The sequence below is a fragment of the Streptomyces sp. NPDC001852 genome, assembly GCF_042891825.1.
In the GTDB taxonomy this organism is placed as follows: Bacteria; Actinomycetota; Actinomycetes; order Streptomycetales; family Streptomycetaceae; genus Streptomyces.
The window spans coordinates 267,593-280,153 of sequence record NZ_JBIATN010000009.1 but is presented as its reverse complement, the minus strand read 5'-3'; the positions used below and the strand labels follow the sequence as shown (position 1 = coordinate 280,153).

At 70.5% G+C, this 12,561-nt stretch carries 13 protein-coding genes and 1 tRNA gene; 11 read left to right on the top strand and 3 right to left on the bottom strand.

The features are described 5' to 3' along the window. Positions 1–110: 110 nt before the first annotated feature. Both ACFYZB_RS18340 and ACFYZB_RS18335 read left to right on the top strand, forming a co-directional pair. Positions 111–1,529 carry a DHA2 family efflux MFS transporter permease subunit gene (locus tag ACFYZB_RS18340; protein ID WP_388759432.1) on the top strand — a complete coding sequence of 473 codons (1,419 nt, stop codon included), beginning with the start codon at positions 111–113 and terminating at the stop codon, positions 1,527–1,529. A 380-nt stretch (positions 1,530–1,909) separates the two neighbouring features. After that, the gene (locus ACFYZB_RS18335; RefSeq protein WP_388759429.1) at positions 1,910–2,965 is read left to right on the top strand and encodes a UDP-N-acetylmuramate dehydrogenase; all 1,056 of its coding nucleotides are present in this window, start codon (positions 1,910–1,912) and stop codon (positions 2,963–2,965) included. A 38-nt stretch (positions 2,966–3,003) separates the two neighbouring features. On the opposite strand, the gene ACFYZB_RS18330 is transcribed toward ACFYZB_RS18335, so the two are convergent. Beyond that, entirely contained in the window at positions 3,004–3,636 is a 633-nt protein-coding gene (locus tag ACFYZB_RS18330) for an NAD(P)-dependent oxidoreductase (protein ID WP_388759426.1), read from the bottom strand. A gap of 105 nt (positions 3,637–3,741) precedes the next feature. Between ACFYZB_RS18330 and ACFYZB_RS18325 the strand changes: the two genes are divergently transcribed. Together ACFYZB_RS18325 and ACFYZB_RS18320 are read left to right on the top strand one after the other, a co-directional pair. Then, entirely contained in the window at positions 3,742–4,353 is a 612-nt protein-coding gene (locus ACFYZB_RS18325; protein ID WP_388759423.1) for a TetR/AcrR family transcriptional regulator, read from the top strand. Positions 4,354–4,398: 45 nt separating this feature from the next. Continuing rightward, positions 4,399–5,124: a hypothetical protein gene (locus ACFYZB_RS18320; RefSeq protein ID WP_388759420.1), complete on the top strand. Its 726-nt coding sequence runs from the start codon at positions 4,399–4,401 to the stop codon at positions 5,122–5,124. On the opposite strand, the gene ACFYZB_RS18315 is transcribed toward ACFYZB_RS18320, so the two are convergent. After that, positions 5,069–6,109 carry an adenosine deaminase gene (locus ACFYZB_RS18315; RefSeq protein ID WP_388759417.1) on the bottom strand — a complete coding sequence of 347 codons (1,041 nt, stop codon included), beginning with the start codon at positions 6,107–6,109 and terminating at the stop codon, positions 5,069–5,071. The two genes, ACFYZB_RS18320 and ACFYZB_RS18315, sit on opposite strands and share 56 nt — an antisense overlap. Positions 6,110–6,243: 134 nt before the next feature. Continuing rightward, complete coding sequence (locus ACFYZB_RS18310) at positions 6,244–7,470, bottom strand: pyridoxal phosphate-dependent aminotransferase (protein WP_351214401.1); 1,227 nt, start codon at positions 7,468–7,470, stop codon at positions 6,244–6,246. A gap of 262 nt (positions 7,471–7,732) precedes the next feature. Between ACFYZB_RS18310 and ACFYZB_RS18305 the strand changes: the two genes are divergently transcribed. From ACFYZB_RS18305 to rplJ, 7 genes are all read left to right on the top strand, one after another. Further along, positions 7,733–7,805 (top strand) — tRNA-Trp (locus ACFYZB_RS18305). A gap of 106 nt (positions 7,806–7,911) precedes the next feature. After that, positions 7,912–8,199, top strand: a complete 288-nt coding sequence (gene secE, locus ACFYZB_RS18300) for a preprotein translocase subunit SecE (RefSeq protein ID WP_132857187.1) — start codon at positions 7,912–7,914, stop codon at positions 8,197–8,199. Positions 8,200–8,279: 80 nt separating this feature from the next. Continuing rightward, positions 8,280–9,134: a transcription termination/antitermination protein NusG gene (nusG, locus tag ACFYZB_RS18295; protein ID WP_388759414.1), complete on the top strand. Its 855-nt coding sequence runs from the start codon at positions 8,280–8,282 to the stop codon at positions 9,132–9,134. Positions 9,135–9,317: 183 nt separating this feature from the next. Further along, complete coding sequence (gene rplK / locus ACFYZB_RS18290) at positions 9,318–9,752, top strand: 50S ribosomal protein L11 (RefSeq protein ID WP_030345386.1); 435 nt, start codon at positions 9,318–9,320, stop codon at positions 9,750–9,752. Positions 9,753–9,855: 103 nt separating this feature from the next. Continuing rightward, complete coding sequence (gene rplA, locus ACFYZB_RS18285; RefSeq protein ID WP_388759411.1) at positions 9,856–10,581, top strand: 50S ribosomal protein L1; 726 nt, start codon at positions 9,856–9,858, stop codon at positions 10,579–10,581. 200 nt (positions 10,582–10,781) lie between these two features. Continuing rightward, complete coding sequence (locus ACFYZB_RS18280; protein WP_388759408.1) at positions 10,782–11,678, top strand: hypothetical protein; 897 nt, start codon at positions 10,782–10,784, stop codon at positions 11,676–11,678. Between the two features lie 280 nt (positions 11,679–11,958). Further along, a complete protein-coding gene (rplJ, locus tag ACFYZB_RS18275) occupies positions 11,959–12,489 on the top strand; it encodes a 50S ribosomal protein L10 (protein WP_208899324.1) in 531 nt (176 codons plus the stop codon). Positions 12,490–12,561 lie beyond the last annotated feature (72 nt).

Here is a 12,561-nt window from a genome sequence, read left to right as displayed (position 1 = left end):
AACTAACAAGAAGATCGCTCACTGGGGGAGAGATGTCACAGTAGACCGCGACGAGCGCGGGCCGCGCAAGCGCCGCCTGGGCCCTCGTCATCACCAGCGTCGCCGGCTTCATGGCGGCCCTCGACAACCTCGTCGTCACCACCGCCCTGCCCTCCATCCGCAAGGACCTCGGCGGCGCACTGGACGACCTCGAGTGGACCGTGAGCGCCTACACGCTCACCTTCGCCGTCCTGCTGATGTTCGGTGCGGCGCTCGGTGACCGTTTCGGGCGCCGCAGGCTCTTCATCGCGGGACTCGCCGTCTTCACCGGCGCCTCCGCCGCCGCGGCCATGGCCCCCGGCATCGGCTCCCTGATCGCCGCCCGCGCGGTCCAGGGCGTCGGCGCGGCCGTGATGATGCCGCTCACACTGACCCTGCTGACCGCGGCCGTGCCCGCCGCCAAGCGCGGGATGATGTACGGCATCTGGGGCGCCGTCAACGGACTCGCCGTAGCCTCCGGCCCGCTCATCGGCGGCAGCCTCACCGAGCACGTCTCCTGGCACTGGATCTTCTGGCTGAACGTGCCGCTCGGGCTGATCACGCTGCCGCTCGCCCGTCTCCGCCTCGCCGAGTCCCACGGCACCGGCGCCCGGCTCGACGTCCCCGGCACCCTGCTCGCCAGTGGCGGCCTCTTCGGGATCGTCTACGGCCTGGTCCGCGGCCCCGCCGACGGCTGGACCGACACCGTGGTCCTCACCGCGCTGTTCGCGGGCGGTGCGCTGCTGACGGGGTTCGTCCTGTACAGCTCCCGCGCGGCGAACCCCATGCTGCCGATGCGGCTGTTCCGGTCCCGCGCCTTCGCCGGCATCAACGCGGCCAGCCTGCTGATGTTCGTCGGCATGTTCGGCTCGATCTTCCTGCTCAGCCAGTACATGCAGGGCGTGCTCGGCTACTCGCCCACCGAGGCGGGCCTCAGGATGCTTCCCTGGACCGGCATGCCGATGCTCGTCGCCCCGGTCGCCGGGATCCTCTCCGACCGCATCGGCGGCCGCCCGGTCGTCGCCGCGGGCCTGTTCCTGCAGGCCGCCGGTCTCGGCTGCATGGCCGCCGTGGCCACCACGGACGCCTCCTACGTCGCCCAGCTGCCCGCCCTGGTCATCAGCGGGGTCGGCATGGCGCTGTACTTCGCGCCGGCCGCCAATCTGGTGATGTCCAGCGTCCGTCCGCAGGAGCAGGGCATCGCCTCCGGCGCCAACAACGCGCTGCGCGAGGTGGGCGGCGCGCTCGGCATCGCGGTGATGTCGTCGATCTTCTCCGCGCAGGGCGGCTACGACAGCGCCCGGAGCTTCGTCGACGGCCTGCGGCCCGCCCTGGTCACCGGCTCGGCGGTGGTCGCCCTCGCCGCGGTCGCCGCCCTGGTGATCCCGGCCCGGCGCAGCGCCGCCCGCCTCGCCACGGCGGACGGACAGACCCCGGCGACTGCCCCGGAGACCGCTGCCACCGAGGCTCCTGCCCCGGCGACCGTCGCCCTGGAGGGCACCGCCCGCTGAGCACCGGCCCCGGACCCGCCGTCCGCTTCCTCGCCCACACCCCTGGGAGGCCCTCGCCCACCCCGGTGCCGAGCACGCGCGCGTGACCTTCGAAAGAGGTCGCGCGCGCGTGTACGTGTGTCAGGCGTCCACGCGCGCGTGCAGGGAGCACCGCGATCGCCCCCATGGCCGCGATGTGCGCCCAGGCGTCCACGCGCGTGCAGGGAGCACACCGCACGCCCCGAGGGGCCCCGGCCGGACGGGGAGCTCCCGTGCCCGGCCAGGCGGGGACCCCCGCCGCGGCCACCCCGGCCCGGTACAGGACCTCGGCCCGATACGGCTCCAATGAGCGCACCCGCGCGGATGCCGGGCTGTCCGGGCCGTCTCGTAGGCTTGGGGCCGTGCAGGTACTCCACGACGCCCCTCTTGCCCCGTTGACCACCTTCCGGCTGGGCGGTCCCGCGACGCGGCTGGTCACCGCGGTGACCGACGCCGAGGTGATCGCCGCCGTCCGTGAGGCCGACGACAGCGGGACCCCGCTGCTGGTCATCGGCGGTGGATCGAACCTGGTCATCGCGGACAAGGGCTTCGACGGCACCGCCCTGCGCATCGCCACGCGCGGAGCAGAGCTGCGCGGCACGACGCTGGAGCTCGCGGCCGGTGAGGTGTGGACGGACGCCGTCGCCCGCACGGTCGAGGCCGGGCTCGCCGGCATCGAGTGCCTGGCCGGCATCCCCGGGTCCGCCGGCGCCACGCCGATCCAGAACGTCGGCGCCTACGGCCAGGAGGTCTCCTCCACCATCACCGAGGTCATCGCCTACGACCGGCGGGCCGGCGAGACCGTCACGCTGACGAACGAGGAGTGCGCCTTCTCGTACCGCCACAGCCGCTTCAAGGCCGACCCCGAGCGCTATGTCGTGCTGCGCGTGCGCTTCGAACTGGAGGACGCGGACGGGCTCTCCGCGCCCCTCAAGTACCCCGAGGTGGCCCGCGCGCTCGGCGTCGAGCCGGGAGACCGGGTGCCGCTGGCCGAAGCCCGCGAGACCGTGCTGAAGCTGCGTGCCGGTAAAGGCATGGTGCTCGACCCCGAGGACCACGACACCTGGTCCGCCGGGTCCTTCTTCACCAACCCGATCCTCACCGACGAGCAGTTCGCCGCGTTCCACGCGCGCGTGCGTGAGCGGCTGGGCGACGGCGTGGAGCCGCCCGCCTACCCGGCGGGGGAGGGCCGTACGAAGACCTCCGCGGCCTGGCTGATCGACAAGGCGGGCTTCACCAAGGGCTACGGCAGCGGCCCCGCCCGCATCTCCACCAAGCACACCCTCGCCCTCACCAACCGAGGCGCCGCCGCCACCGAGGATCTGCTGAACCTGGCCCGCGAGGTGGTCGCCGGGGTCCGCGCGGCCTTCGGGATCACGCTCGTCAACGAGCCCGTGACGGTCGGCGTCAGCCTGTAGCCGCATGGGTCCCGGTACGGCGCACGGCCGTACCCGGGTCAGTACGCCACCCCCACCCCCTGCCGCACCGTCGCCTCGTCGTCGATCATCGCCAGCATCGCGTGGGCGACGTCGGCGCGCGCGATGAAGCGGCCGTTGCGCGGGAAGCCGCCGACGACGGTGCGGTAGCGGCCGGTGAGCGGCTTGTTCTGCAGACGCGGCGGCCGTACGGACGTCCAGTCCGTGCCGCTGCGGGCCAGTTCGGCCTCCATCCCGCGCAGGTCGGCGTAGACGTCCTTGAGGATCGCCGACACCAGGCCCCGCGCGGCACGGTCCAGCGCGCCGTCGCCCTCGGGGGCGGGGCCGACGGGACCGGCGCTGACCACGAGCAGCCGTCGTACGTCCTCGGCCTCCATGGCGCCCAGGACCGTACGGGTCAGCCGGGTGGCGACCCCGGCGTCCTTGCGGCTGCGCGCGCCCAGGCCGGAGAGGACCGCGTCCCGGCCCCTGACGGCCGTGCGCAGCTCCTCGGGGTCGGTGAGGTCGGCGCGGAACACCTCCAGCGCGTCGCCTGAGACATCGAGCCGGGCCGGATCGCGGACCACGGCCGTCACCCGGTGGCCGGCGCGCAGCGCCTGACGCACGAGCTCCCGGCCGATGCCGCCGGTGGCGCCGAAAACGGTGAGGTTCATGAGTGTGCTCCCGTACTCGGGACTGGTGGGTGAGTGTTCACTCACCCTGCTTCCCTCTAGAGTGGGTAAGCACTCACTCACTCGTCAAGCCCGATTGGACGCCCCATGGAGCCGAAGCCGGCGCGTGTCCGCATCCTCGACGCCGCCCACGAGCTCATGCTCACCGTCGGCCTCGCCCGCGCCACCACCAAGGAGATCGCCCGCGCGGCCGGCTGCTCCGAAGCGGCCCTCTACAAGTACTTCGACAGCAAGGAGGACCTGTTCGTGCGCGTGCTCGCCGAGCGCCTGCCGCGGCTCACGCCCCTGCTGAACAGCCTCGCCGCCGAACCGGGACAGGGCACCCTGGCGGGCAACCTCACCGAGATCGCCCGCCAGGCCGCCCTCTTTTACGAGCAGAGCTTCCCGATCGCCGCCTCCCTGTACGCCGAGACCCAGCTCAAGCGGCGGCACGACGACGCCCTGCGCACGCTCGGCTCCGGTCCGCACCGGCCCATCCAGGACCTGGACGCCTACCTGCGCGCCGAACAGGCCGTCGGCCGCGTCCGTGCCGACGCCGACACCTTCGCGGCCGCCTCCCTGCTGCTGGGCGCCTGCGCGCAGCGCGCCTTCGCCTACGACGCGACCGACACGGGGGAGCGTCCGTCGGTCGACGCGTTCGCCGCGCGGCTCGCGGGGACGCTGCTGGGGGGAATCTCCGTTGCAGCGGCCTCGGCGTGAGCGTCACGCTGGGCGCATGACGAACGCCTCCGGGATCACGGCCGTATGCGGCTGAGGCTGCGCGAGTTCCGCCCCCGCACCGGCCCGCACGAGCACCGGGTCGTCCAGCCCCGGCACCCCCTGCGCCACACCTCCCTGCGCGCCCCCGAGCCGATCGGGCTGCTGCTCGGCGACCACGACGGACTGAGCCGACTGGCCGGCCTGTTCTCCTTCGCCGCCTACTCCCGGCACACGATCGTCCATGTGCCACTGCGCGACGGCGTTCCGCCGGACGAGGGCGTGGGCGAGCGGGTCGACCTCGTCATCGCCCATCACACACTCGGCCTGCGCCCCGCACAGTGGCCCGGACTGCGCCGCGGGCTCCGCCAGGGCGCGCCACTGACCGTCCGCACCGACGAGGCACGCACCGCGCGGGACGCCGCGACCTGGCGCGAGCGCCGGGACCGGACAGGCCTTTGCGAGGAGCTGCGGCACGCCGCACACGCGCGTACGTTCTTCCTCTTCGGCAGCCGGGACCTGTTCGCCGAGACCGCCGCCGAGTTCGCCCACGCCGCCGGCTGGGGCCCCCGCCAGAAGGGCGTCGCCACGGGACGCCCGGCGCTGATGACAGGGCTCGCACTGACCCAGCCGCCCGGTGGCGGACACCCGGTCGAGGTACTGGTCTGCTTCAAGCCGTATCCGCCCTACGCCCACTTCAGACGGCCAGGCGAGCCGTTCAGGCGGCCGGACGGGCCAGCCAGTCGTCCACGCCGGCCAGCAGCCGCGCCCTGACGTCCTCCGGGGCGGCCGAACCCCGCACCGACTGGCGGGCCAGCTCGGCGAGTTCGGCGTCGGAGAAGCCGTGCGCGTGCCGGGCGATCTCGTACTGGGCGGCCAGCCGGGAGCCGAACAGCAGCGGGTCGTCGGCGCCGAGGGCCATGGGCACACCTGCGTGGAAGAACGTCCGCAGCGGCACGTCCTCGGGCTTCTCGTACACGCCGAGGGCCACGTTCGAAGCCGGGCACACCTCGCAGGTCACGCCCCGGTCGGCCAGCCGCTTCAGCAGCCGCGGGTCCTCCGCCGCGCGCACCCCGTGCCCGATCCGCGAGGCGTGCAGGTCGTCCAGGCAGTCGCGGACCGAGGCCGGGCCGGTCAGCTCGCCGCCGTGCGGGGCCGACAGCAGACCGCCCTCGCGCGCGATGTGGAAGGCCCGGTCGAAGTCCCGGGCCATACCCCGCCGCTCGTCGTTGGAGAGTCCGAAACCGACCACGCCCCGGTCCGCGTACCGCACCGCGAGGCGGGCCAGCGTACGGGCGTCCAGCGGGTGCTTCATGCGGTTGGCGGCGACAAGCACCCGCATGCCGAGCCCGGTCTCCCGGGACGTCGTCTCCACCGCGTCCAGGATGATCTCCAGCGCGGGGATCAGCCCGCCCAGCCGGGGCGCGTACGACGTCGGGTCCACCTGGATCTCCAGCCAGCCCGAGCCGTCCTTCAGGTCCTCCTCGGCGGCCTCCCGGACCAGCCGCCGGATGTCCTCCGGTTCGCGCAGGCAGGAGCGCGCCGCGTCGTACAGCCGCTGGAAGCGGAACCAGCCCCGCTCGTCCGTGGCCCGCAGCTTCGGCGGTTCGCCGCTGGTCAGGGCCTCCGTCAGAGCCTCGGGCAGACGTACGCCGTACTTGTCGGCCAGTTCCAGGACGGTTCCCGGTCGCATCGAACCGGTGAAGTGCAGGTGCAGATGGGCTTTCGGCAGCTCAGAGACATCACGTACACGCTCCATCCCAGGATCCTGCCGTACGCACCTGTCACACCGGTAGCCGTTTCCCCGTACGTGGTCTTGCTCGCACAAACGAACAGGGGCGCCCCGAGCATTCAGGGTGCCCCTGTCCAAAAATGGACCACAAACGGACCGGCTCAGGCCTTGGCCTCCGCCAGCAGCTTCTGGATGCGGCTCACGCCCTCGACGAGGTCCTCGTCGCCCAGCGCGTACGACAGCCGCAGATAGCCCGGCGTGCCGAAGGCCTCGCCCGGGACGACCGCGACCTCGGCCTCCTCCAGGATCAGCGCGGCCAGCTCGACGGTGTCCTGCGGGCGCTTGCCGCGGATCTCCCTGCCGAGCAGGGCCTTGACCGACGGGTAGGCGTAGAAGGCGCCCTCGGGCTCGGGGCAGACCACGCCGTCGATCTCGTTGAGCATCCGCACGATGGTCTTGCGGCGCCGGTCGAAGGCCTCGCGCATCTTCGCCACGGCCTGAAGGTCACCGGAGACGGCGGCCAGGGCGGCCACCTGGGCCACGTTGGAGACGTTCGAGGTGGCGTGCGACTGCAGGTTCGTCGCGGCCTTGACAACGTCCTTGGGGCCGATGACCCAGCCCACGCGCCAGCCGGTCATGGCGTACGTCTTCGCCACACCGTTGACGACGACGCACTTGTCGCGCAGCTCGGGCAGCAACGCCGGCAGGGACACCGCGGCGGCGTCGCCGTAGACCAGGTGCTCGTAGATCTCGTCGGTGAGCACCCACAGGCCGTGCTCCACGGCCCAGCGGCCGATCGCCTCGGTCTCGGCCTCCGTGTAGACCGCGCCGGTCGGGTTGGAGGGGGAGACGAAGAGCACGACCTTCGTCTTCTCGGTGCGCGCCGCCTCCAGCTGCTCGACCGAGACGCGGTAGCCGGTCGTCTCGTCGGCCACGACCTCGACCGGGACACCGCCGGCCAGGCGGATCGACTCCGGGTACGTCGTCCAGTACGGCGCCGGGACGATGACCTCGTCGCCCGGGTCGAGGATCGCGGCGAACGCCTCGTAGATGGCCTGCTTGCCGCCGTTGGTGACGAGGATCTGCGAGACGTCGGGCTCCCAGCCGGAGTCGCGCAGGGTCTTCGCGGCGATGGCGGCCTTCAGCTCGGGCAGGCCGCCGGCCGGCGTGTAGCGGTGGTACTTGGGGTTCTTGCAGGCCTCTACGGCCGCCTCGACGATGTAGTCCGGGGTCGGGAAGTCGGGCTCACCGGCGCCGAAGCCGATCACCGGACGCCCGGCGGCCTTCAGGGCCTTGGCCTTGGCGTCCACGGCGAGGGTGGCGGACTCGGAGATCGCGCCGACTCGGGCGGAGACCCGGCGCTCGGTGGGTGGGGTTGCAGCGCTCATGGAGCCCATCGTTCCAGACCGGAAATGTCCCCGGCACACGGGTTTCACGGACTGAACAAGGAGGAGTCGTGACGTGAACACGGGTCCGAATCCGGCCCCCGGCCAGGACGATCTTTGGTCAAGTGGCCCCGGACGGGCGCTTTCTGTTCGACGCCGGGCCGCGGACCACGTACACTCTCACCTCGTTGGCCTTCAGAAGCCGCTGCCGAAACCGGTGCACACCGCGCACCCGTTTGGATGCGGTACGTTGGGGGGCACACAAAGGGTCGTAGCTCAATTGGTAGAGCACCGGTCTCCAAAACCGGCGGTTGGGGGTTCAAGTCCCTCCGGCCCTGCTACACACACCGCCAGGATGTGTGCGCATGTACGTACAGCAATGCACCGCCGTGCGGCTCAGAAACCGGGCGCGGCACGGCCACGACCCGGGACCAGGTGAGGACAATGACGGACGCCGTGGGCTCCATCGACACGCCTGACGCCCAGGATGAAGTGCAGGAGTCCAAGAAGAAGGCCCGCAAGGGCGGCAAGCGCGCCAAGAAGGGCCCGCTGAAGCGCCTCGCCACCTTCTACCGCCAGATCATCGCGGAGCTCCGCAAGGTCGTCTGGCCGACGCGCAACCAGCTGACGTCGTACACCACCGTGGTGATCTTCTTTGTCGCCATCATGATCGCGCTGGTGACCGTGATTGACTATGGGCTCAACCACGCGGCCAAGTACGTCTTCGGCTGAGCCAAGAGCGAAGGGCGCCGTGGCACCGGCGCCCGTTTTCGCATGTTCCACCCCTATGTATCCAGGAAGAAGCAGCCATCGTGTCTGACCCGAACCTGAACGACGACGCCATCGAGCCTCGCGGGACCGCTGCCGAGATGGTGGACGACGAGCTCGACATCGTCGAGGGCGCGGACGAGCAGGACGAGTTCGAGGCTGCCGAGGCCGAGGCGGGGGAGCCGGCCGAAGAGGCTGCCCTGAACGTCGAGGACGAGGACGAGGCCGAAGAGGCTGCCGCCGAGGCCGAGGAGGCCGCCGAGGAGGAGCCGGCCGCGCCCGTCGACCCCGTCGAGGCACTGCGCGAGGAACTGCGTTCCCTGCCCGGCGAGTGGTACGTCATCCACACCTACGCCGGTTACGAGAACCGCGTGAAGACCAACCTGGAGCAGCGCGCCGTCTCGCTGAACGTCGAGGACTACATCTTCCAGGCCGAGGTGCCGCAGGAGGAGGTCGTCCAGATCAAGAACGGCGACCGCAAGACGATCAAGCAGAACAAGCTGCCGGGTTACGTCCTGGTCCGCATGGACCTGACCAACGAGTCCTGGGGCGTCGTCCGCAACACCCCGGGTGTCACCGGCTTCGTCGGCAACGCCTACGACCCGTACCCGCTGACCCTGGACGAGATCGTCAAGATGCTCGCTCCGGAGGCCGAGGAGAAGGCCGCCCGCGAGGCCGCCGAGGCCGAGGGCAAGCCGGCCCCGCAGCGCAAGGTCGAGGTCCAGGTGCTGGACTTCGAGGTCGGCGACTCGGTCACCGTCACCGACGGCCCGTTCGCCACGCTGCAGGCGACCATCAACGAGATCAACCCCGACTCGAAGAAGGTCAAGGGCCTGGTGGAGATCTTCGGCCGCGAGACGCCGGTCGAGCTGTCCTTCGACCAGATCCAGAAGAACTGATCCAGAAGAACAAGTCCATTTCTGGACGTCGCTCTTCCGCGCAGGTCAGGCGGGCTGCTTCAGCCGGTCTGACCTGCTCGGTTTTTGGCCGCGCATCTATACCCGTTATCGTTGTGCGGTATGCCTGCGTCAGGATCTGATCCTCGCGCGGGCATGGACCCGAATGAAAGGACCCGGAGAGCTATGCCTCCCAAGAAGAAGAAGGTCACGGGGCTCATCAAGCTCCAGATCCAGGCCGGTGCCGCCAACCCGGCTCCGCCGGTCGGCCCCGCGCTGGGTCAGCACGGTGTCAACATCATGGAGTTCTGCAAGGCCTACAACGCCGCGACCGAGTCGCAGCGAGGTTGGGTCATCCCGGTGGAGATCACGGTCTACGAGGACCGCTCCTTCACCTTCATCACCAAGACGCCGCCGGCCGCGAAGATGATCCTCAAGGCCGCGGGCATCGAGAAGGGCTCCGGCGAGCCGCACAAGACCAAGGTCGCCAAGATCACCGAGGCGCAGGTCCGCGAGATCGCCCAGACCAAGATGCCCGACCTGAACGCGAACGACCTGGACGCCGCGGCGAAGATCATCGCCGGTACCGCGCGCTCCATGGGCGTCACGGTCGAGGGCTGACCTCAACCCCCCTCAGCAGTCATGCGGCCGTAGCCGGTCGCACGTGGCAGGGCCTGCTCGGCCCAGGGACCACGACTCCTTTCAGAACACACAGGAGCAAGTTGTGAGCAAGCGCAGCAAGGCTCTCCGCGCTGCGGACGCCAAGGTCGACCGGGAGAAGCTGTACGCCCCGCTCGAGGCCGTCCGTCTCGCCAAGGAGACCTCCACGACCAAGTTCGACGCCACCGTCGAGGTCGCCTTCCGTCTGGGTGTCGACCCGCGCAAGGCCGACCAGATGGTCCGTGGCACCGTGAACCTTCCGCACGGCACCGGTAAGACCGCCCGGGTCCTGGTCTTCGCGACCGGCGACCGTGCCGAGGCCGCGCGTGCCGCGGGCGCCGACATCGTCGGCGCCGACGAGCTGATCGACGAGGTGGCGAAGGGCCGTCTGGACTTCGACGCCGTCGTCGCCACCCCGGACCTCATGGGCAAGGTCGGCCGCCTCGGCCGCGTCCTCGGCCCGCGTGGTCTGATGCCGAACCCGAAGACCGGCACCGTCACCCCCGACACCGCCAAGGCCGTCACGGACATTAAGGGCGGCAAGATCGAGTTCCGCGTCGACAAGCACTCGAACCTGCACTTCATCATCGGCAAGTCGTCCTTCGACGACGCCAAGCTGGTGGAGAACTACGGCGCCGCGCTGGAGGAGATCCTCCGTCTGAAGCCGTCCGCCGCCAAGGGTCGCTACATCAAGAAGGCCGCCATCACCACCACGATGGGCCCCGGCATCCCGGTCGACCCGAACCGCACCCGCAACCTCCTCGTCGAGGAGGACCCGGCCGCCGTCTGAGCCATCCGCTCACCCCGGTAGCCGCGTCAGGTACGCGTGAGTGAGGGCGGGCCCCGCAACCTTCTGGGTGCGGGGCCCGCCCTTTCTTCGTGCGAACTCTCGTACGACTGTCAGTGGCCTGAGTTACCGTGCAGGACACACGAGTTCTCATAGGGGTGGGACCAGATGAAGAGCACGACGTCCGCCGTACGGCCCTTTCCATGGCCGCTGCCGCCGCGCTGACCTCCGTGGCGGCCTGCGGCTCCTCCTCGAGCTCCGGCAAGGGGGACAAGGCCGCCGGCGGCGAGACGATCCACCTCAGCCCCGTCGCCGCCGTGCTGCGCACGGCCGAACAGTCCACCGACAAGGCGGACTCGGCGAAGGTGCGCTCCACCTTGGTCATCGGCGATGTGATGTCGATGTCGGGAAACGGCACCATGCGCTGGGGCAACGGCCTCACCGGCAGCCTCGCCATCACCTTCACCGGTGGCAAGATCGCCGAGGCCATGCACAAGGTCGGCGCGGCGCCGTCGGTGCAGGCCCGTTACCTGCCGGACGCCTACTACGCGAGCCTGGGCGGCACGTCCGCCGAGCGCCTGGGCGGCAAGCACTGGATCAAGTACTCGTACGACCTCCTCGCCCAGGTCAGCGGCGCCTCAGGGTCGTACCTGAAGGACCAGATACGCACCGCCACCCCGACCCAGACGGTGAAGCTGCTGCTGGCCTCCCATGACGTGGAGAAGGTCGGCCAGGAGACCGTCTCCGGCGTCCGTATGACGCACTACGCGGGCACGGTGAACGTCGCCGACTTCGCGGGCAGGAGCAGCAACCTCGGCGCGGACCAACTGGCCGCCCTGAAGAAGCAGCTCGACCAGGCCGGCATCGCCACCGAGACCGTCGACATCTGGCTCAACGACCAGAACCTGCCGGTGAAGAAGATCGAGAAGGCCGCCACGACCAAGGGTGAGATGGTCAACACCGCCTACTACAGCGACTACGGCGTTCCCGTCACCACCGAGGCCCCGCCGGCCTCCGACACGCTGGACTTCGCCAAGCTCATGAAGTCCAGCGGCCTGCCCAACGGCACCGCGACGGGCAGCAGCACCACGACGTCCTGACCCGATTTGCTCGGCGGTGCCCCCGTCCCTTACTCTCTTCCAGAAGCCAAAGACCGCTGGTCGTTGCCGTGCGCTCGAACGAGGGCGCGGTGGCCGAAGGATCCGCTGAAAAGTGGGCGACCCGCGCAGGTGACAGTGGAAGAACTCCCGGAGTGCGCGCGCCGAGCGCGTGTGCGGCCGGTCGAGTCCGCCCCGAGCGCCTGCGCCGGGGCGTTTCGTTTTCCCCAGTCCTCCTTCGGGTCCGCGCGGTCCGAATCACCCGGAAGGAGGCCGAGGCTCTATGGCGAGGCCCGACAAGGCTGCCGCGGTTGCCGAGCTGACGGACAAGTTCCGCAGCTCCAACGCCGCCGTGCTGACCGAGTACCGCGGTCTCACCGTGGCGCAGCTCAAGACGCTGCGCCGGTCGCTCGGTGAGAACGCCCAGTACGCCGTGGTGAAGAACACGCTGACCAAGATTGCGGCCAAGGAGGCCGGGATCACGCTGGAGGACCAGCTCTTCGCTGGCCCGACGGCCGTCGCCTTCGTCACCGGTGACCCGGTGGAGTCGGCGAAGGGTCTGCGTGACTTCGCCAAGGACAACCCCAATCTCGTCATCAAGGGCGGTGTCCTCGAGGGCAAGGCCCTCTCCGCCGACGAGATCAAGAAGCTTGCGGACCTCGAGTCCCGCGAGGTTCTGCTCGCCAAGCTGGCGGGCGCCATGAAGGGCAAGCAGTCCCAGGCTGCCGCGCTCTTCCAGGCGCTCCCGTCGAAGCTCGTCCGCACCGTGGACGCGCTGCGCGCCAAGCAGGCCGAGCAGGGCGGTGCCGAGTAATTCGGCTCGCATCATGACCGCCGCCGCCAGGCAGCGGTCGTAGCGGGCCGAACGTACGCCCGCCAGTCATGT